18 protein-coding genes are annotated in these 20,532 nt (G+C 69.7%); all 18 read left to right on the top strand.

What is annotated here, in order from left to right:
* Window positions 1–4: 4 nt before the first annotated feature.
* The 18 genes from rpoN (at window position 5) to Q7W82_RS12875 (ending at window position 20,532) form a co-directional block, all read left to right on the top strand.
* Entirely contained in the window at window positions 5–1,408 is a 1,404-nt protein-coding gene (gene rpoN / locus Q7W82_RS12960) for an RNA polymerase factor sigma-54 (protein WP_242158573.1), read from the top strand.
* Window positions 1,409–1,423: 15 nt separating this feature from the next.
* Window positions 1,424–1,807 (top strand): response regulator transcription factor, encoded by a 384-nt coding sequence (locus tag Q7W82_RS12955; protein WP_010341669.1) that lies wholly within the window; start codon window positions 1,424–1,426, stop codon window positions 1,805–1,807.
* Window positions 1,804–3,291, top strand: coding sequence for a sigma-54 dependent transcriptional regulator (locus tag Q7W82_RS12950; protein WP_242158551.1), 1,488 nt, complete (start codon window positions 1,804–1,806; stop codon window positions 3,289–3,291). Before Q7W82_RS12955 ends, Q7W82_RS12950 begins: the two co-directional genes overlap by 4 nt.
* Before the next feature lie 273 nt (window positions 3,292–3,564).
* The gene (locus Q7W82_RS12945; RefSeq protein ID WP_242158549.1) at window positions 3,565–4,743 is read left to right on the top strand and encodes a DegT/DnrJ/EryC1/StrS family aminotransferase; all 1,179 of its coding nucleotides are present in this window, start codon (window positions 3,565–3,567) and stop codon (window positions 4,741–4,743) included.
* Entirely contained in the window at window positions 4,740–4,964 is a 225-nt protein-coding gene (locus tag Q7W82_RS12940) for an acyl carrier protein (RefSeq protein ID WP_242158539.1), read from the top strand. The genes Q7W82_RS12945 and Q7W82_RS12940 overlap by 4 nt, the downstream gene beginning before the upstream one ends.
* Window position 4,965: 1 nt before the next feature.
* Window positions 4,966–6,006, top strand: a complete 1,041-nt coding sequence (locus Q7W82_RS12935) for a ketoacyl-ACP synthase III (RefSeq protein WP_242158537.1) — start codon at window positions 4,966–4,968, stop codon at window positions 6,004–6,006.
* Window positions 6,007–6,008: 2 nt separating this feature from the next.
* Entirely contained in the window at window positions 6,009–6,770 is a 762-nt protein-coding gene (locus Q7W82_RS12930) for an SDR family oxidoreductase (RefSeq protein ID WP_242158535.1), read from the top strand.
* Between the two features lie 14 nt (window positions 6,771–6,784).
* Entirely contained in the window at window positions 6,785–7,546 is a 762-nt protein-coding gene (locus tag Q7W82_RS12925) for an SDR family oxidoreductase (RefSeq protein WP_242158533.1), read from the top strand.
* Window positions 7,543–8,184: a NeuD/PglB/VioB family sugar acetyltransferase gene (locus tag Q7W82_RS12920; protein WP_242158525.1), complete on the top strand. Its 642-nt coding sequence runs from the start codon at window positions 7,543–7,545 to the stop codon at window positions 8,182–8,184. The genes Q7W82_RS12925 and Q7W82_RS12920 overlap by 4 nt, the downstream gene beginning before the upstream one ends.
* 26 nt (window positions 8,185–8,210) lie before the next feature.
* Window positions 8,211–9,350, top strand: a complete 1,140-nt coding sequence (locus Q7W82_RS12915) for an aromatic ring-hydroxylating dioxygenase subunit alpha (RefSeq protein ID WP_242158507.1) — start codon at window positions 8,211–8,213, stop codon at window positions 9,348–9,350.
* Window positions 9,347–9,964: an acetyltransferase gene (locus Q7W82_RS12910; protein WP_242158497.1), complete on the top strand. Its 618-nt coding sequence runs from the start codon at window positions 9,347–9,349 to the stop codon at window positions 9,962–9,964. The genes Q7W82_RS12915 and Q7W82_RS12910 overlap by 4 nt, the downstream gene beginning before the upstream one ends.
* Window positions 9,965–10,145: 181 nt before the next feature.
* Window positions 10,146–11,390 (top strand): FkbM family methyltransferase, encoded by a 1,245-nt coding sequence (locus tag Q7W82_RS12905; RefSeq protein ID WP_242158495.1) that lies wholly within the window; start codon window positions 10,146–10,148, stop codon window positions 11,388–11,390.
* A 303-nt stretch (window positions 11,391–11,693) separates the two neighbouring features.
* On the top strand, window positions 11,694–15,188 hold the full coding sequence (locus Q7W82_RS12900) for a glycosyltransferase (protein WP_242159055.1): 3,495 nt from the start codon (window positions 11,694–11,696) through the stop codon (window positions 15,186–15,188).
* Between the two features lie 254 nt (window positions 15,189–15,442).
* Window positions 15,443–15,805 (top strand): flagellar hook-basal body complex protein FliE, encoded by a 363-nt coding sequence (gene fliE, locus Q7W82_RS12895; protein WP_242158493.1) that lies wholly within the window; start codon window positions 15,443–15,445, stop codon window positions 15,803–15,805.
* Between the two features lie 12 nt (window positions 15,806–15,817).
* Complete coding sequence (gene fliF, locus Q7W82_RS12890; RefSeq protein WP_242158485.1) at window positions 15,818–17,539, top strand: flagellar basal-body MS-ring/collar protein FliF; 1,722 nt, start codon at window positions 15,818–15,820, stop codon at window positions 17,537–17,539.
* Between the two features lie 10 nt (window positions 17,540–17,549).
* Window positions 17,550–18,539, top strand: a complete 990-nt coding sequence (fliG, locus tag Q7W82_RS12885; protein WP_242158483.1) for a flagellar motor switch protein FliG — start codon at window positions 17,550–17,552, stop codon at window positions 18,537–18,539.
* Entirely contained in the window at window positions 18,536–19,159 is a 624-nt protein-coding gene (locus tag Q7W82_RS12880; RefSeq protein ID WP_242158473.1) for a FliH/SctL family protein, read from the top strand. Before fliG ends, Q7W82_RS12880 begins: the two co-directional genes overlap by 4 nt.
* Window positions 19,156–20,532 carry a FliI/YscN family ATPase gene (locus Q7W82_RS12875; protein ID WP_184502432.1) on the top strand — a complete coding sequence of 459 codons (1,377 nt, stop codon included), beginning with the start codon at window positions 19,156–19,158 and terminating at the stop codon, window positions 20,530–20,532. The genes Q7W82_RS12880 and Q7W82_RS12875 overlap by 4 nt, the downstream gene beginning before the upstream one ends.

Below are 20,532 nucleotides of genomic sequence, written 5' to 3'. Positions count from 1 at the left end.
CCGCATGAAGCCGACCGTTTCCGCCCAACTGGGCCAGCAACTGCATCTGACCCCGCAACTGCTGCAGTCGATCCGGCTGCTGCAACTCGACGGCATGCAACTGGAACTGGAAATCCGCCGCGCGCTGGAAACCAATCCGCTGCTCGAACTGGAAGAGCCCGAGGGCGTGATCGAGCCGGTGGTCAAGCACGAGGATGCGGCGCTGGAAACCGCGGCGTTCGACGAACTGCCCGAATCCTCGATGTGGGACATCCCGGCCGCCGGCTGGAACGACGGCGAAGACGATCGCATGCAGCGCATCGCCGCCGGCGAATCCACCGACCCGCACCTGCGCGTGCTGCAGCGGCTGGCCCTGGAACTGCCGGCGCTGGAACTGGAAGCGGCTGCGTTCTGGCTGGAACACTGCGACGATGCCGGCTACCTGGACGGCCCGCTCGACACCTTGCAGCAGTTGGCCAGCGCACGCCTGGGCCTGCCGCTGGCGCAGGCCGAAGCGGTGCGCCAGCGCCTGCTGCACGGCGACCCGGCCGGCCTGGCCGCCTGCGACCTGCGCGAATGCCTGCAGGCGCAGTTGAGCGACCTGCCCGGCCGCGTGCCGGGCCGCCACCTGGCCGCGCGCATCCTCGCCGGCGATCTCAATCTGCTCGCCAGCCACGATTACGCGCTGCTCGGGCGCCAGCTCGATGCCGAGACCGACGACGTGCGCGAGGCGGTGCGGCTGATCCTGTCGCTGCAGCCGCGGCCCGGCGACAGCCTGCAGCCGCAGGACGCCGGCCATGTGCTGCCGGACGTGGTCGCCTGGCATGCCGACGGCACCTGGCGGGTGGCGCTGAACCCGGCCACCACCCACCGCGTCACCGTCAACCCGATGCACGAGCGCGCCCTGGCCGAGGCCGGCGACGCCGCGCAGCCGCTGCGCGAGATGCTGCAGGAAGCGCGCTGGCTGACCCGCGGCCTGTCAATGCGCTACGAGACCCTGTTGCGCACCACCCGCGCCATCGTCGAGCGCCAGTCGGCGTTCCTGGTCAAGGGCGAGGAAGCGATGGCGCCGCTGACCCTGAAAGAGGTGGCCGAGGCGATCGGCATGCACGAGTCGACCATCTCGCGCATCACCACCGGCAAGTACCTGCAGACCCCGCGCGGCACGTTCGAGCTGAAGCACTTCTTCGCCGTGCGCCTGGAAGGCGCCGCGGTGTCCGGGCAGGCGGTGCGGGCCATGGTCCGGCGCCTGATCGAATCCGAGCCGGCCGGGCGGCCGCTGGCCGACGAGGCCATCGCCGGACTGCTGTCGCGACAGGGCGTGAACGTGGCAAGGCGCACAGTCGCCAAGTATCGTGAACAATTGGACATCGCTCCCGCACGCGAACGCCGCCGCGGCAGCAAACCGCTGCTGGCCCGTGTGGGCTAAGGAAAAACGACGCATATGAACAAATTGTCCGTGCTTCTGGTCGACGACCACGAAGGTTTCATCAACGCCGCCATGCGCCACTTCCGCAAGCTCGACTGGATGGAAGTGATCGGTAGCGCCGCCAATGGCCTGGAAGCCATCGAGCGGTCCGAGTCGTTGCGTCCGCAGGTGGTGCTGATGGACCTGGCCATGCCCGAAATGGGCGGCCTGCAGGCCACGCGCCTGATCAAGACCCAGGACCAGGCGCCGTACATCGTGATCGCCAGCCATTTCGACGACGCCGAGCACCGCGAGCATGCCATGCGCGCCGGCGCCGACAACTTCGTCAGCAAGCTGTCCTACATCCAGGAAGTGATGCCGATCCTGGAGGGGCTTCGGACCGAAGGAGTACCGGCATGAGCGAATCGCGGATCCTGGTGATCGATGACGACGCGGTGCGCGCCGAGCGGACCGTGAGCCTGCTCGAATTCATGGACCTCAACCCGCGCTGGGTCACCGACGTCGCCGACGTCCAGCCCGGCCGGCACCGGCAGACCGAATGGATGGCGATCCTGGTCGGCGGGCTGGACGACCAGGAGCAGGCCGACGCCTTCTTCGGTTGGGTGGCGCGCAGCTCGCTGCCGCCGCCGGTGCTGCTGCTCAATGACGACGCGCAGGCGTTCGCCCAGCGCCACGGGTTGCACGAAGCCAACGTGTGGCAGTTGGAAGCGCCGCTGCGCCACGCGCAACTGGAAACCCTGCTGCGCCGCGCCAGCCTCAAGCGGCTGGACGCCGAGCACCAGGCCGGCGCCGCGCAGGACAACGGCCCGACCGGTACCAGCGCGGCGGTGACCCGCCTGCGTCGGCTGATCGACCAGGTCGCCGCGTTCGATACCACCGTGCTGGTGCTGGGCGAGTCCGGCACCGGCAAGGAAGTGGTGGCGCGGGCGATCCACCAGCAGTCGCCGCGCCGCGATGGCCCGTTCGTGGCGATCAACTGCGGCGCGATCCCGCCGGATCTGCTGGAAAGCGAGCTGTTCGGCCACGAGAAGGGCTCGTTCACCGGCGCGCTGAGCGCGCGCAAGGGCCGTTTCGAGATGGCCGAGGGCGGCACCCTGCTGCTCGACGAGATCGGCGACATGAGCCTGCCGATGCAGGTCAAGCTGCTGCGCGTGCTGCAGGAGCGCAGCTTCGAGCGGGTCGGCGGCAACGTCACCATCCGCTGCAACGTGCGGGTGATCGCCGCCACCCACCGCAATCTGGAAGAGCGCATCGCCGGCAACCAGTTCCGCGAGGACCTGTTCTACCGGCTCAACGTGTTCCCGATCGAGATGCCGGCGCTGCGCGAACGCAGCGACGACCTGCCGGCGCTGGTGCACACCATCGCCGCGCAGCTGGCGCGGACCGGGCGCGGCGAAGTGCGCTTCTCCGAAGAGGCCCTGCAGGCGCTGCGCAGCTACGAGTGGCCGGGCAACGTGCGCGAGCTGACCAACCTGGTCGAACGCCTGGCCGTGCTGCATCCGGGCGGCCTGGTGCGGGTGCAGGACCTGCCGGCGCGCTATCGCGGCGACTTCGCCTCGTCCATCGACGTATCGGCGCCGCCGGCGCCGATCGCCGCCGATCCGCGACGGCTGCCCAACGTGGTCGACCTGCACGCCGGCGGCAAGCCGGGCAGCGCGGACGCCGATGCGCCGACGGCGGCTGCGGCGACGCTGCCGGAGAGCGGCCTGGACCTGCGCGGGCACATGGCCAACATCGAGCTGGCGCTGATCAACGAGGCGCTGGAGCGCACCCAGGGCGTGGTCGCGCATGCAGCGCAATTGCTCGGCCTGCGGCGCACCACCCTGGTCGAGAAGCTGCGCAAGTACGGCATCGACCGCGACCAGACCGAACTGGCCAGCTGAGTCGGCGCACGGCGCCGGGTGCGGCCGCACCCGGCGCGCCCGCCTGGCAGCGGGCTCCTTTCCCTTACCTTCCCTCCCTTCCCCCTCCACACGCGCGGGCGCGCGCAGGCGGCGTGCGTGCGCGACGGCCACGCGGCGTTTCGCCGGCAGCGCATCCCGGTCGGCCACGCCGACAGTGGACAGCGCCTTTGGCATGTGGCTTGCTTCACGTTTCCACAGCACCGGGCGGCGTGTTCCGCACCGGGGACTTCCACCCGTCGCCAGGCAGGTCCCATGTCCATCCCCGTCACCAGTCCGCTGCTGCCGCCCCTGGAGGCGTTCGTTCCGTACCTGGAGCAGATCTGGCGCAGCCGCATCCTGACCAACGGCGGCGACATGCACCGGGCGCTGGAGAAGGCCCTGGCCGAGTACCTGGGGGTGAACCACCTGGCGCTGCTGACCAACGGCACCCTGGCACTGCTGACTGCGCTGCAGGCGCTGCGCATCACCGGCGAGGTCATCACCACGCCGTATTCCTTCGTCGCCACCGCGCATTCGCTGCTGTGGCGCGGCATCAAGCCGGTGTTCGTGGACATCGATCCGCAGACCATGAACCTGGATCCGCTCAAGATCGAGGCGGCGATCACCCCGCACACCACTGCGATCATGCCGGTGCACTGCTACGGCACGCCCTGCGACACCGCCGCGATCGAGCGCATCGCCGACACCTACAACCTCAAGGTCATCTACGATGCCGCCCATGCGTTCGGGGTCAAGGACGAGGGCGGCTCGATCCTGCGCCACGGCGACCTCAGCGTGCTCAGCTTCCACGCCACCAAGGTGTTCAACACCTTCGAAGGCGGCGCCATCGTCTGCCCGGACGCCAAGACCTACCAGCGTATCAGCCGGCTGAAGAACTTCGGCTTCGTCGACGAGACCACCGTGGTGGCGACCGGCATCAACGGCAAGATGAGCGAGATCAACGCCGCCTTCGGGCTGCTGCAACTGCAGCACATCGACGACGCGCTGGCGCAGCGCGGGGCGATCGATGCGCAGTACCGGCGGCGCCTGGCGCAGGTGCCGGGGATCCGCTGCCTGGCACCGCGGGAACCGGCACTGTCCAATTACGCCTCGTTCCCGATCCTGGTCGAGGATGCCTTCCCGCTGGCGCGCGACGAACTGCACCGGCTGCTGCGCAGCCACGACATCCTGGTACGCCGCTATTTCTACCCGCTGATCAGCGATTTCCCGATGTATCGCGGCCTGCCCTCCTCCGCGCCGGCCGGCCTGCCGGTGGCGCGGCAGATGGCCGAACGCGTGCTGTGCCTGCCGATCTTTCCCGGACTGGCGGCCCAGCAGGTGGACGCCATCGTCGACCTGATCGCCGCGGCGGGCGGCGTCCTGCCCGCGTCCGATTCCGCTAGCATCACCGCCCCTTCCTCCTTCGCCCAACCCGTGGAACCCGCAGCATGAGCCAAGAAACGTTTATCGAGAATTTCCTGTCCGCGACCGACTTCCAGAATCCGGTCGAGGTGACCATGGACACGGTGTTGCGCGACCTGCCCGAGTGGGATTCGCTGGCCGCGCTGGGCGTGATCGTGATGTTCGACTCGGAGTACGGCAAGACCATCACCGGCGAGCATCTGGCCGCCGTGGTCACCCTCGGCGACCTCTACAAGCTGACCGAGGCCTAGCATGCCGACCTCCACGCTGCACAACGTACGCTTCGCCGGCATGGCGACCTGCGTACCCAGGCGCGTTGTCTCCAACCTGACCGATTGCCGGCCGCAGATCCGCTCCGAGCGCGAGCGGCTGGTGCGCAACATCGGCATCGAGACCCGGCGCATGGCCGCGGAATGGCAGTGCTTTTCCGACCTGGCCTTCGACGCGGCGCAGGTGCTGCTGGAGCGCCTGCAATGGCAGCGCGAGGAGGTCGATGCGCTGATCGTGGTCACGCAGTCGCCGGATTATCCGATCCCGGCCACGGCGATCATCCTGCAGGATCGCCTGGGTCTGTCGCATGCCACCGTGGCCTTCGACGTCAACCTGGGCTGTTCGGCCTACCCGTTCGGCATCAACCTGCTCGGCTCGATGATCGCCGCCGGCGGGGTCAAGAAGGGTTTGCTGCTGGTCGGCGACCGCAGCGCCAACCTGGAGGATCCGATCTTTTCCGACTCCGGCACCGCCACCGCGCTGGAATTCAGCGCCGATGCCGCGCCGATGCATTTCGACCTCAACAGCGACGGCAGCGGTTACCGCGCGATCATCCTGCCCGTCGGCGGCCATCGCGAACCGGTTGGGGTGCAACACCTGATCCCGTACCGCGCCGACGAGCACGACCGTTGGCACCGCGGCGTGGACCTGCAACTGGACGGCGTGGCAGTGCTGAGCTTCTCCACCCAGCGGGTACCGCCGGCGGTGCAGAAGCTGCTCGACTACAGCGGCGTGTCCAAGGACGAGATCGATTACTTCGTGTTCCACCAGGCCAACCGGATGATCAACGAGACCATCCGCAAGAAGCTCGGCCTGCCCCCGGAAAAGGTGCCCTCCACCCTGCACGATTTTGGCAACACCAGCGGCGCCTCGCTGCCGGTGACCATGACCGCGCGGATCAACAAGGAGCTGGAAGAAGGTCGCAAGCGGGTGCTGTTGTGCGGCTTCGGCATCGGCCTGTCCTGGGGCACCTGCCTGGTCGATATCGACGGCGCGGTGTTCCCCGACCTGATCGAGTCCTGACGATGGCGCCTGCCGCACCCACCGATGCCTTCGGGCTGCAGGGCAAGACCATCCTGGTGACCGGTGCTTCCTCGGGCATCGGCGCCGCTGTCGCGACGCTGTGCGCGCGCTTCGGCGCCACCCTGGTGCTCAACGGACGCGATCGCGTGCGGCTGCAGGCGGTCGCCGACGCGCTGCACGGCGCCGGGCATCGGACCATCGATGGCGACCTGACCGAACCAGCCACCCGCACGCGCCTGCTGGAAGCCGCGGAGCACTACCACGGGCTGGCGTCGTGCGCCGGGATCGCGACCCTGGTGCCGTTCCACATGGCCGCCGAACAGCACTTGCAACAGATGCTGGCGGTGAACTATCTGGCGCCGGTCGCACTTACCCAACAGTTGCTGGCCAAACGTCGCCTGGCCTCGGGTGCCTCGCTGGTCTACGTATCCGCCCTGACCGCACGGGCAGCACCGCAGGCCAGCGCCGGTTACGCCGGATCCAAGGCCGCCCTGGAGGCCGCGGTACGCACGCTGGCGCTGGAACAGGCCAAGCGTGGCATCCGCGCCAACTGCATCGCGCCTGGCTATGTGCATACGCCAATGCTCGACGCCCTCGGCGCCACGGCGAAAATGGAAAACAAGATCAGCCTGACGCCGCTCGGGCGCATCGATGCCGACGATGTCGCCAAGGGCGCGGTCTATCTGTTGTCCGCCGCCAGCCGCTGGATCACCCGCAGCACCCTCACCATCGATGGCGGCCTCTCCCTGCCGATGCGCCTATGAACATGGAAACCCCGATGTCCCTGTTGGACGAGCCTTCCGCGCTGTTGCGCGGGTTGTATGGACTGGACGGCAAGGCCGTGCTGGTGACCGGCGCCTCGAAGGGGATCGGCGAGGCGGTCGCGAAGACCTGCGCCGGCGCGGGTGCGCAACTGATCGTGGCTGGACGCGATCAGGCACGTCTGCAGGCCGTGCTGGACGCCTTGCCTGGCGACGGCCATCGCCTGTTCGCCGGCGACCTGAGCGAGGCAGCCACCGTGCAACGGCTCGCCGCCGAGTGCGGTCCGCTCGATGGCGTCGTGCACAGCGCCGGCATCCGTGGCCTGTCGCCGATGAAGCTGGTCAGCGAACCGTTTCTCAACGAAGTGATGGCGATCAACTACATCGCGCCGACGATGCTCACCCGGCATCTGCTGGCGCGGCAGTCGCTGCGCCCCGGCAGTTCGATCGTGTTCCTGTCGTCCATCGCCGCGCTCACCGGCACCGTCGGCGTGGGCCCCTATGCTGGCTCCAAGGCCGCCTTGATCGGCACCTTGCGCCCGCTGGCACTGGAATTGGTGCGGCGTAACATCCGCGCCAACGCACTGTGCCCGAGTCTGGTCGAAACGCCGCTGACCAGCGAGGACAAGGCCTGGCTCGAGGAGAACCGCGCGCGTTATCCGCTGGGCATCGGCACGCCCCAGGACGTCGCCCTGGCATGCCTGTATTTCCTGTCGCAGGCGAGCAGCAAGGTGACCGGCCAGGCCTTCAGCATGGATGGCGGCGTGGAGTACGTATGACCGTGCCGCAACATGTCCTGATCGTCGGCGCTGGCGGCTTCGGCCGCGGCGTGGCGGCGATGGCATGCGCCGACGATCCCGGCTACGGCCAGGCCTGGGACATCAAGGGCTTCCTGGACAGCCGCAGCGCATTGGCGCCCGGCTTGCGCTGGCCGCTGCTCGGCGACCCGGACACCTACCAGCCGCTGCCCGGCGACCTGTTCGTCTGTGCGCTCGGCGATCCGGCCGCGCGCCGCCGCTACAGCCAGCCGCTGCTGGAACGCGGCGCCGACTTCATGGTGCTGCGCCCGCGCCTGCGTGAAGCCTCGGAGACGCCGATCGGGCGCGGCAGCCTGTTCGAGGTCGGCGTATCGATCGGCGCCGACAGCCGCATCGGCGAGTTCGTCACCATCCTCGCCACCACCATCGTCGGCCACGATGTGGTGGTCGGCGACTACGTGCAGATCGGCAACTTCGTGTTCGTCGGCGGCGGCGCGCGCATCGGCAACGACGTGGTCATCCACCCCCACGCCACCGTGCTGCCCGGCATCGCGATCGGCGACGGCGCAGTGATCGGCGCCGGCAGCGTGGTGGTCAAGGACGTCCCGCCCAACGTCACCGTCGCCGGGAATCCGGCGCGGACCATCTTCAGCCGTTGACCCCGCACGCAGGAACGCCCTTCCGCATGACCCGCCACGCCCTCGACGCCGAGCACTACATCAGCCCGCAGAGCCTGCGCCTGGAACAGCAGCGGCTGTTCGGCAAGCTGTGGATCTTCGCCGGCTTCGCCTCCATGGTGCGCGAGCGCAACCAGTTCTTCGCGCGCCAGGTGGCCGGGGTGCCGGTGCTGGTGCAGCGCACCGAGGCCGGCATCCGCGCCTTCCTCAACCAGTGCCCGCACCGGCAGTCGGCGATCCAGATCGAGTCGCACGGCAAGCGTCCGCTGGTGTGCCCGTACCACGCCTGGTCCTTCGGCGCCGAGGGCGAACTGCGCGGGCTGCCCAATTCCGGCCTGTACCAGTTCACCGCCGAAGAGAAGGCCGGGATCTGCCTGACCAAACTGCATGTGCAGCAGGTCGGCGAACTGTTGTTCGTGAACATGGCCGCGCAGCCGCTGCCGCTGGAGGCACAGTTCGCGCCGGCGTTCCTGGAGACGTTGCGCGCGGCGGCATCGCACGTGGACTCCCAACTGATCTACAGCTGCCACCGAGTGCGCTACAACTGGAAACTCAACATGGAGAACGTGAAGGATTACAACCATGTCCCGTTCATCCATCCCAAGACCTTCAATCCGCTGATGACCGCGGCGCCCAAGCCCTCGGCGCATGTCGAGCGGCCGGCGGACGTCCCCTCGGTAGTGGAGCAACTGCTGCAGGAGGCCGAGTGCCCTCCGCTGCATGCGCTGAGCTTTCCGGCCAAGGCCGAGATCGCGGCACAGGACCAGTGGTACCGGCCGCTATGCGAGCGCTACGGCGAGGACTCGGCGTTCTACAACTGGTTCCTGTATCCGAACGTGAACTTCTACAGCGTGCGCGGCGACTCCTTCGTGCTGCAGCAGTACGATCCGGTCTCGCCGCACGAGACCGACTACCACCTGTGGGTGGCGACTGCGCAACGCAAGAGCGAACGCACCGATTTCACTGCGCTGCTGAGCACGCTGATGCGCATCGAGCACCAGGTGATCGCCGAGGACACGGCGGTGCTGGAACGCCTCCAGGCGGGCCTAGGCGCGCATTCGCGCCCCTTCATGCATGGCGACTACGAGACCGAACTGGTGCGCCAGCACCTGTGGTACCGCGCCAATGTGCTGGAGCAACCGGCATGAACGCGCTGGTGTTGATCGGCCAGGGCCATGCGCTGGAACAGGCGCAGCGCACCGTGCAGGCATGTGGCCTGGCGCACGTGGACATCGTCCTGGACGCGCAGGACCGCTACAACTTCGACCTGGGCGCCCTGCATGCCAGCCATGTGCCTGCCACGACCGACGTGTTCGTCGCCATGGACGAACGCGCGGTCAACCAGTCGCGGCACAAGCTGCTCGCCGACGTGCGCCTGGCCGGCTACGGCAGTATCGACCTGATCTGGCCGCAGGCGCATGTCGACGCCGGCGTGCGCCTGCTCGGCAACGTGCATGTCGGCCCGGGCTGCAACTTGGCGGCCGGCAGCAGCATCGGCGCCGGCAGTTGGCTGGAACGGCAGGTAATCGTCGAACAGGATGTGCGCGTAGGCGCCTGCGTCACCCTGCATGCCGGCGTGCACCTCGGCCGCGGCACCCAGATTGGCCAGGGCAGCACCTTGGGCGGCGGCAGCATGACCCGCAGCGGCGCCAAGATCGGCAGGCACTGCGAATGGTTGCTGCCCGGCACCGTGCCGGACGTGTTGCCGGACCGGTGTTTCTACGATGCGCTGATGCCTGGCGGCGCCCGCATCCTGCGTTGACGTAGGCGCGCGCGAACGCCCGAGTCGCGGTGCCGTTTCACTATACGTTCCGCCAGTGATGGCGTCGCTGTGCCGACGTCCCCCGTTCACTTTGCCAAAACAGGCGTCACGTGCGACATCGCGCCGGGCTGGGATGCATGCACGATCCCAGCGCGACAGGCTTCGCTAGGATCGCTCGCGGGTGACGATCCCCTGCGGCCTGATCGCGCTACCACGCGACATGCCCCTCGTATCCGTCTTTCCAGCATCCGCACGCCTCCTATGGCGCGCCCTTTCGAGTGGACCCATGACCGACCCTCTGGCCGCGCTTCAGCGCGAAGCGGACCTGATCGATGCTTGCATGCGCGCTGGCGGCGCGATGTTCCTCGCCCCCAGTTCCTACCTGGGGAACGTCTTCGCCGCCGCTGCGGCCGCTGCACTACGTGCCAGGGCTCCCGGCATCCAGATCGTCGCAGTGGACGACGTGCTGGATGCGCAAGGCACGCCGGTCGCCGGTTTCGATACCGTACTGCCGACGGCGGCGCTGCGGCGGGATTCGCAACTGGCGAAGCTCCCTGCAATCAATTGCGGCTATTCGATCCCGACGTGGCTGCACTTTGCGCAACTGGTGCAACAGGTCGGCGGCCGCCACGTCGATCTGCCGGAGTTGATGTACGCGCTGGACATGACCCTGATCTACCAGACCGGACCGACGACCCGCGCGCAGACACTGGCACATGCCCAACGCTTCGACGCCGTGCGCGCTCGCCTCGCCGATGCCCTGAGCGTAGGCACGCTCGATGCGGTCCTGCAGATGGCGCTGAACGGCGATCGGCAGCCCTTGCTGGAGGTGCTGTGCCCGGGCGAACAGGAATATTTCTCCATGTTCGCAGGCAATCCGCATCCGATCCGGATCGGCGCGGACGAGCACTATGTGGACATCGGCGCCTACGACGGCGATACCGTGCGCAAGTTCCGCATCGCCGCCCGCAACCGCTATGCGGCCATCCATGCATTCGAACCGGACCCGACCAACTATGCCGTCCTGCAGCAGGGATTGGCGGAGGATGGTGGCCGCACCACGCTGTACAACGCGGCGGTCGCCGACAGCGCCGGCACTTTGGCATTCGACGCACAGGGCACCATGGGCAGCCGTCTCGACGGCAACGGCGCGGCGCATGTGGACTGCCTGCGCCTGGACGATGTCGTCGAGCGCGCCACCTTGCTGAAGATGGACGTGGAAGGCGCCGAGCCGCTGGTATTGCGCGGGGCCACCGAACTGATCCGGCGCTGCCGCCCGCGCTTGGCCATCACCTGCTATCACCACGCGCTCGACCTGCTGGACATCGTCGCCGAGCTGGACCGGATCCTGCCGGGCGCCAGGCTGCGCCTGCGCAAGTACTCGCTGTACTTCTACGACACCGTGCTTTACGTGGAATGGGATTGATGGCGGAACGTTCCGCTGTGTCGCGCTTTTTGGGGCCAGCACTTACGCCGCGATAGGCATGCCAGGCCGGCACGTCCCGCCGCACGCGGCATGACACGGCATGGTGACCGGCCCGGTGGATCTGTCCCCGCTGCACGGCGATCTGCTGACCGCTCTGCTGCCGAGCCCACGACATCGCCGCGGCAGGTCCGCGACGCGCGGCATGGTTGTTGCATAAGCGATGGATCAGGCGCAGTGTGCGCCCCGCTCCTTTTCCGACACGGTCCATCGTTCATGCCCCACCCGCCCCTGGTCAGCGTGGTCATGCCGGCCTACAAGCTGCGCTACTTCGAGCAGGCGCTCGACAGCGTGCTGGCCCAGACCTATCCGGCACTGGAACTGGTCATCTGCGACGACAACCCCACCGAGGCGATCGCCGAGGTGGTGGAACGCCGCGCCGCCGGCGCCCCGTTCCCGATCCGCTACCACCGCAATCCCAGCCAGCTGGGCGAACTCGGCAGCACTGCGCGCGGCATCGCCCTGGCCCAGGGCGAGTACGTGAAATTCCTGCACGACGACGATGTGCTGGCGCCGGACTGCGTGGCCGCGCTGGTCGCAGCGATGCAGTCGGCGCCGGACGTGCTGCTGGCCTCCTCGCGGCGGCAGCGCATCGACAGCCACGGCGCGCCGCTGGAGGACATCCCGGCCACCGCCTTCCCGTTCGCCGGCGACGTGCTGCTGGACGGGCCGGAACTGCTGTCGTTCCTGGCCGACCACACCATCAATTTCGTCGGCGAGCCCAGTTGCGTGCTGTGCCGGCGCAGCGACCTGCTGGAGATCGGCGACGAGCTGATGACGCTGGCCGGCAAGGTGATCAACTGGGTCGGCGACCTGGCGCTGTACGCCAAGCTGCTGCACCGCGGCCATCTGGCCCTGCTGGCGCGACCGCTGACCCGCTTCCGGGTGTCGGAGGAGCAATACAGCCAGGTCGGCCGCGACCAGCCCGGCATCGGCGACCAGGGCCACGCCAACTTCCGCCAGGGCGTGCGCGCGATGGGCTGGTACCGCGGCGATGGCGACGTGCGCCAGGTCACGGCGACGCCGCTGGGCGGCGGCGCTGGCGCGCCGGTCGACCTGCTGCAGGCGATCCAGGACGCCTACGCGCGCGTCTGCGTGCAAGCCGCCCTGCGCGACTGGCAGGCGCGGCGGACGCTGACGCCGGCGCAACGCGCCCTGCTCGATGCGCGCCTGGCCACACTCGGTGGCGCACCGCGGCTGGCCGTGCTGATCGACGCGCGTGGCGCCGACCGCACCGCGCTGGCGGCGACCCTGGACAGCCTGCTGCTGGAGGGCGCGCCGTTCGCGCAGGTGCAGGCGCTGGTGCTGGGCGATGCGCCCCTCGCCGCGTGGCCGGACCCGCGAGTCCGGATCCTGCCGCCGCTGGCGCTCGAGGCCGATGCGGCGGCCCTGCATGCCGCCCTGGACACCGCGCGGGCCAGCGACTGGTGCCTGCGCGTGGCGGCCGGCAACCGGTTCTACGCCGGCGGCCTGCTGCGGCTGCTGCTGGAACTGGCGCAGCAGCCGCAATGCAACGCGCTGTATGCGGACGAATGGCTGGCCGTGGACGCAGACACCCTGGCGCCGCTGCTACGGCCCGATCCGGACCTGGACCTGCTGCTGGGCAATCCGCTGGCCACGGCCGGCCATTGGGTGTTCCGCCGCACCGCGGTGCAGGCGCTCGGCGGCTTCGATCCGGCCTACGACGGTGCCAGCGAACTCGAGCTGATCCTGCGTCTGTTCCTGCGCGACGGCGGCGACGGCATCGTGCACCTGCCCGAGCCGCTGCTGCTCGCCGCGCCGGCCAGCGCCGAGGCCGGCGGACAGGCGCGTCAGCGCGCGATCGCCGCGCACCTGCAGGCCCGCGGCTATCCGCAGGCCATGGTCGAGCCGCTGGCGGGCGGCCTGTTCCGCATCGACTACGGCCATCCCGGGCAGCCGCCGGTCTCGATCGTGCTGCTGGCGCAGGACAACCTGCCGGCGCTGCAGCGCGCGGTGGTCAGCCTGCTCGAACAGACCGCCTACCCGGCCTACGAACTGCTGCTGGTGGACAACGCTAGCCAGGCGCCGGAGATCACCGCGTGGATGCAGGCGGTGGCCGAGCTGGGCAATGGCCGCATCCGCGTGTTCGCCCTGGAACAGCGGGTCTCGCAAGCCGAGGCGCACAACCTCGCCGCCACCCAGGCGCAGGGCGAGTACCTGCTGTTCCTGGATGCCGACAGCGCCGCGGTGCAGGACGGCTGGCTGCACGCGCTGATGAACCACGCGCAGCGGCCGGAGGTCGGCATCGTCGGCGCCAAGGGTGTGTCCGCCGATGGCCGCATCACCCATGCCGGCCTGCTGCCGGGGCTGCTGGCTGGCGCCGGCCACGCCTTCGCCGGGGAAGCGATGGCCCAGCCCGGCTACATGGGCCGGCTGCAGGTGGCGCACCGCTACAGCGCGGTGTCGGCGCAGTGCCTGCTGGTGCGGCGAGCGCTGTTCGAGCACCTGTCCGGCTTCGACGCGGCCGGCTTCGCCGCCGGCGGCGCCGACGTGGATCTGTGCCTGCGCGCCGCGGCGGCCGGCGCCTGGACCGTATGGACGCCGCAGGCGCTGCTGCTGCAGCCGGCCCCGGCCACGCGCAGCGAGGCGGCCGACGAGGCCCTGCTGCAGCGCTGGCTGCCGGCGCTGGCGCACGACCCGGCCTACTCGCCCAGCCTGGGCCTGGACCAGCCCGGCGGCTTCCAGCTGACCGAGTCCGAGTTCTCCTGGCAGCCGCTGGCGTGGAAGCCGCTGCCCAGGGTCCTGGCGCATCCGGGCGACACCTTCGGCAGCGGCCAGTACCGGGTGATCCAGCCGTTCCAGGCGCTGGCCGCGGCCGCGCAGATCGACGGCCTGTATTACGCGCGCCTGCTCGACCCGGTGGAACTGCAGCGCATCGGCGCCGACGTGGTGGTACTGCAGCGCCGGGTCGGCGATGCGGAACTGGCGCGGATGGAGCGCATGCGCCGGTTCGGCAATGCCTTCATGGTCTACGAACTGGACGATTACCTGCCCAATCTGCCGCTCAAGAGCGCGCACCGCGAGCAGATGCCCAAGGACGTGCTGCGCTCGCTGAGGCGCGCCGCCACGCTGGTGGACCGGGTCACCGTCTCCACCCCGGACCTGGCCGAGGCGCTGGCCGGCCTGCACGGCGACATCCGCGTGGTGCGCAACCGGCTGGAGCCGCAGCTGTGGGGCGCACTGCCGGCACCGGCGGCGTCCGCCGCGACCAAGCCGCGGGTCGGCTGGGCCGGCGGGCTCAGCCACACCGGCGATCTCGAGCTGATCGCCGACGTGGTGCAGGCGCTGGCCGGCGAGGTGCACTGGGTGTTCATGGGCCTGTGCCCGGCGCGGCTGCGCCGGCATGTGCATGAGGTGCACGACGGCGTGGATTTCGCCCGCTATCCGCAGGCGCTGGCCGCGCTGAGGCTGGACCTGGCGCTGGCGCCGCTGGAAGACAACCTGTTCAACCGCTGCAAGAGCAACCTGCGCCTGCTCGAGTACGGCGCCTGCGGCTATCCGGTGGTGGCCAGCGACCTGCCGCCCTACCGCGACGGCGGACTGCCCGTCACCCTGGTCAAGAACCGCTTCCGCGACTGGGTGAACGCGATCCGCGCGCACCTGGCCGACGCCGACGCGCGGATGGCGGCCGGCACCGCCCTGCGCACAGCGGTGCAGCGCGACTGGCTACTGCAGGGCGACAACCTGGAGGAGTGGCGCGCGGCCTGGCTGCCGGACTGAGACAGCCGCCCGCGCCGACCCAGGATCGCCGCACCGCTGGCACCCGACCGTGACGCGGCGCACAGCGTCAACCCGCCGACACCTCGCCGACCCCCACGTTGCGCCGGCCACGCTGCCGGCGCCGGGAACCCGTCACCGCCGCCCAGCCTCCCCGCCCGCACCGCGCTGGTGAGCGCCGCCACAGGTGAATGCAGTTTCGGCACACCGCTTGCATTGCATACGGGCAAGCCGTCTCCCGGCAGGGACTTCACCGTATGAGCGACTCCATCAGCTCCATTCTTTCGCAGATCCGCAGCTACCAAGGCCAGGTCGGCCAGGCGGCGCAGACGCGGGTGGGCGATGTCGGCCGCAGCCATGCGATCGAAGGCCTGACCGGCAACCAGGGCGTGCAGGGTCCGAGCTTCACCGAGACCCTGCGCAACGCGATCGGCGGCGTGAACGAAGCCCAGCAGAAGTCCGGCAACCTCGCCAAGGCCTTCGAACTGGGCGACCCCAGCGCGGATCTGGCCAAGGTGATGCTGGCCGCGCAACAGTCCCAGGTGGCGTTTCGCGCTACCGTGGAAGTCCGCAACCGACTCGTCCAGGCGTACCAGGACGTGATGAACATGCCGCTGTAAGGGTAGAAGACGATGGCGCTTGCGATCAGTAAAGAGACGTTCAGCAGCGAAAAGGCAGGCGCCTGGTTCGACCGCCTGCAGAGCCTGCAGATCACCCGTCGCATCGGCCTGATGGCGATGATTGCGGTGGCCGTGGCGGCCGGCCTGTTCGTGTTCTTCTGGTCGCAGAAGCCGGCCTACACCCCGCTCTACACAGGCCTGGACGAGAAAGGCACGGCCGAGGCCACCGACCTGCTGCGCACCGCGCAGATCCCGTTCAAGCTCGACCCGGCCACCGGCGCGATCACCGTGCCGGAGGACAAGCTGTACGACGCGCGGCTGAAGCTGGCCGGTTCCGGCCTGACCGACAACGGCAACATGGGCTTCGAGGTGATGGAGAAGGATCCCGGCTTCGGGGTCAGCCAGTTCGTGGAGAACGCGCGCTACCAGCACGCCCTGGAAACCGAACTGGCGCGCACCATCGCCAGCCTGCGCCCGGTGCGCGAGGCGCGGGTGCACCTGGCCATCCCCAAGCCGAGCGCGTTCACCCGCCAGCGCGAGGCCGCCAGCGCCTCGGTGGTGCTGGAACTGCGCGGCGGCACCACCCTGGAACGCAACCAGGTCGATGCGATCGTCAACATGGTCGCCTCCAGCATCCCCGACCTGTCGCCGGACCGCGTCACCGTGGTCGACCAGAGCGGGCGCATGCTGACCATCGCCGACCCCAACAGCGACGCGGCGCTCAATGCCGCCCAGTTCGACCAGGTGCGGCGCCAGGAAAGCGCCTACAACCAGCGCATCCGCGAGCTGCTGGAGCCGATGACCGGCCCGGGCCGGGTCAATCCGGAAGTGAACGTGGACATGGACTTCTCGGTGGTCGAGGAAGCGCGCGAGCTGTACAACGGCGACCCGCCGAAGCTGCGCAGCGAGCAGGTCAGCGACAGCAGCACCAGCACCGGCGGCCCGCAGGGCGCGCCCGGCGCGACCAGCAACTCGCCGGGCAGCGCGCCGGGCCAGCCGGGCGCGACCGGCGCCCCGCCCGCCCCGGGCACGGCCGGCACCCAGCAGGCCGCCGCCGCGACGCCGACCGAGAGCTCCAAGAGCGCCACCCGCAACTACGAGCTGGACCGCACCCTGCAGCACACCCGGCAGCCGGCCGGCCGCATCAAGCGCGTGTCGGTGGCGGTGCTGGTGGACCACGTGATGCGTCCGGGCGCCAAGGGCAAGATGACCGAACAGGCGCTCAGCGCCGCCGAGCTGACCCGCATCGAAGGCCTGGTCAAGCAGGCGGTGGGCTTCAACGCTGAACGCGGCGACACCGTCTCGGTGATGAACGCCCCGTTCGTCCGCCAGGCCCCGGAAGCGGCCGACAAGCCCGGTTGGTGGGAAGATCCGCGGGTGATGAACGGCGCGCGCCTGCTGCTGGGTGCGGCGGTGGTGCTGGCGCTGCTGTTCGGCGTGCTGCGCCCGGCGCTGCGCCAGATCGCCGGTCCGGCGCCGGCCGCGGCCGTGGGCCACGACCGCGAAGGCGGCGAGCCGCGCGATGCCAAGCTGTCCATGCTCGACGACGACAACCCGCTGCTGCCTTCGCTGGGCGAGGACACCGCCAGCCTCAGCGGCGGCACTGGCGGCAACCCCGCCATCGCCCTGCCCGACGCGTACGAGGAACGGTTGCGCCAGGCCCGCGAAGCGGTCAAACAGGATTCCAAGCGCGTGGCGCAGGTCGTGAAGGGATGGGTCGCCAGTGAAGCCTGATGCGAACGCAATGAATGGCACCCAGCGCGCCGCCGTGCTGCTGCTGTCGCTCGGCGAAGCCGACGCGGCCGAGGTGCTCAAGCACATGGACCCCAAGGAGGTGCAGAAGATCGGCATCGCCATGGCGACGCTGAGCGGCATCTCGCGCGACCAAGTCGAGAAGGTCATGGAAGAGTTCAACGCCGAGCTGGGCAGCAAGACCTCGCTGGGCGTGGGCGCCGACGACTACATCCGCAACGTGCTGGTGCAGGCGCTGGGCGCCGACAAGGCCGGCAGCCTGATCGACCGCATCCTGCTGGGCCGCAACACCACCGGCCTGGACACCCTGAAGTGGATGGACCCGCGCTCCATCGCCGACCTGGTGCGCAACGAGCATCCGCAGATCATCGCCATCGTGATGGCGCACCTGGACAGCGACCAGGCCGCCGAGGCGCTGAAGCTGCTGCCCGAACGCACCCGCGCCGACGTGCTGATGCGCATCGCCACCCTCGACGGCATCCCGCCGCACGCGCTCAACGAGCTCAACGAGATCATGGAGCGGCAGTTCTCCGGCAACCAGAACCTGAAGTCGTCCAACGTCGGCGGGGTCAAGGTCGCGGCCAACATCCTCAACTTCCTCGACAGCGGCTCGGACCAGGGCGTGCTGTCGGCGATCAGCAAGATCGACGCCGACCTGGGCAGCCGCATCCAGGACCTGATGTTCGTGTTCGACAACCTGGTGGAACTGGACGACCGCGCCCTGCAGACCATGCTGCGCGAAGTCAGCGGCGACCGCCTCGGCCTGGCCCTGCGCGGCGCCGACATCAAGGTGCGCGACAAGATCACCAAGAACATGTCCCAGCGCGCCGCCGAGATCCTGCTCGAAGACATGGAAGCGCGCGGTCCGGTGCGCCTGTCCGACGTGGAAGCGGCGCAGAAGGAGATCCTGGCGATCGTGCGGCGCCTGGCCGATGAAGGCGTGATCACCCTGGGCGGCAGCGGTGCGGAGGCCATGGTATGAACGGCAACGTGGTGCGCTGGCTGGCGCCGGAACTCGATGCCCCGCTCCCGCAGGCGGCGCAGTCGTACGAGGACGCCCTGCCGGACGAGCCGGTGCTGCGTCCGCCGAGCCTGGAGGAGATCCAGGCGATCGAGGCCGCGGCCCAGCACGAAGGCTTCGAGCGCGGCCATGCCGAGGGCCTGGCCCAGGGCCAGGCCGAGATCCGCCGCCTGACCGCGCAGATCGAAGGCATCCTGGACAACTTCTCGCGGCCGCTGGCGCGGCTGGAGAACGAAGTGGTCGGCGCGCTCGGCGAACTGGCCGTGCGCATCGCCGGCAGCCTGGTCGGCCGCGCCTACCAGGCCGACCCCGTGCTGCTGTCGGAACTGGTCGCCGAGGCGCTGGACGCGGTCGGCGGCGCGCGCCGCGACGTCGAGGTGCGCCTGCACCCGGACGACATCGCCGCGCTGACCCCGCTGCTGACGATGATGGACCAGGGCATCCGGCTGGTGCCGGACCTGAGCCTGAGCCGCGGCGACCTGCGCGTGCACGCCGAATCGGTGCGCATCGACGGCACCCTCGAGGCGCGCCTGCGCGCGGCCCTGGAAACGGTGATGCGCAAGTCCGGAGCAGGCCTGTGAGCGCCCTGTCCGGCACCCATCCCGGCGACTGGCTGGATGCGCGCAACCTGCGCCTGGCCGGCCGCCTGGGCCGGCTCGACCTGGACGCGGCCGCCGGCCGCGGGCTGATCCGCGAAGGCATCCTGCGCCGCGCGGTCGGCCTGACCCTGGAAGCGGTCGGCTGCGAGGCGCCGATGGGCGCCACCTGCAAGGTCGAGGTCGACGGCGGCTGGGTCGATGCCGAAGTGGTCGGCTTCTCCGGCGACCGCACCTCGCTGATGCCCAGCGCCGAAACCCACGGCCTGCTGCCCAACGCGCGGGTGGTGCCGCTGCACCGCCGCGGCGGCGTGGAAGTGGGCGAAGGCCTGCTCGGCCGGGTCATCGATTCGGACGGCGTGCCGCTGGACGGCAAGGGCCCGATCCGCGCCGAAGGCTCGGTGGGCATGGCCGGCGTGTCGATCAACCCGCTGGCGCGCGAACCGATCACCACCCCGCTGGACGTGGGCGTGCGCGCGATCAACGCGCTGCTGCCGATCGGCCGCGGCCAGCGCGTGGGCCTGTTCGCCGGCTCCGGCGTCGGCAAGTCCACCCTGCTGGGCATGATGACCCGCTACACCGCCGCCGACGTGATCGTGGTCGGGCTGATCGGGGAACGCGGCCGCGAAGTGCGCGACTTCGTCGAGACCACCCTGGGCGAGGAAGGCCTGCGCCGCGCCGTGGTGGTCGCCGCCCCGGCCGACCGTCCGCCGCTGGCGCGCCTGCACGGCGCCTACCGCGCCACCGCCATCGCCGAGTGGTTCCGCGACCAGGGCCTGAACGTGCTGCTGCTGATGGACTCGCTGACCCGCTTCGCCCAGGCCCAGCGCGAGATCGGCCTGTCGGTGGGCGAGCCGCCGACCACCCGCGGCTATCCTCCGTCGGTGTTCGCCAAGCTGCCGGCGCTGGTCGAACGCGCCGGCAACGGCGCCAAGGGCCGCGGCTCGATCACCGCCTTCTACACCGTGCTCACCGAAGGCGACGACCCGCAGGACCCGATCGCCGACGCCGCCCGCGCCATCCTCGACGGCCACATCCTGCTGTCGCGGCGCGTCGCCGACAGCGGGCTGTACCCGGCCATCGACGTCGAGTCCTCGGTCAGCCGCGTGGTCCAGGACATCGCCGACGAGCCGTGGCGCCTGCGCATCCGTTCGCTGAAGCGGCTGGTGGCGGCGTACTCGGCCAACCGCGACTTGATCACCATCGGCGCCTACCAGCGCGGCAACGATCCGGCCGTGGACGAAGCGCTGGAGCGCTGGCCGGAGATCATGGAATTCCTCGGACAGGACGTCGCCAAAGCCGCAGATCTGCCCCACAGCCAGGCCGCCCTGAAGCGGCTGGTCGACCGCGAGAACTAA

This window comes from Xanthomonas indica (assembly GCF_040529045.1).
Taxonomy (GTDB): domain Bacteria; phylum Pseudomonadota; class Gammaproteobacteria; order Xanthomonadales; family Xanthomonadaceae; genus Xanthomonas_A; species Xanthomonas_A indica.
Note: the sequence above shows the minus strand (reverse complement) of the source record. Positions and strands in the feature narration are given on the sequence as shown.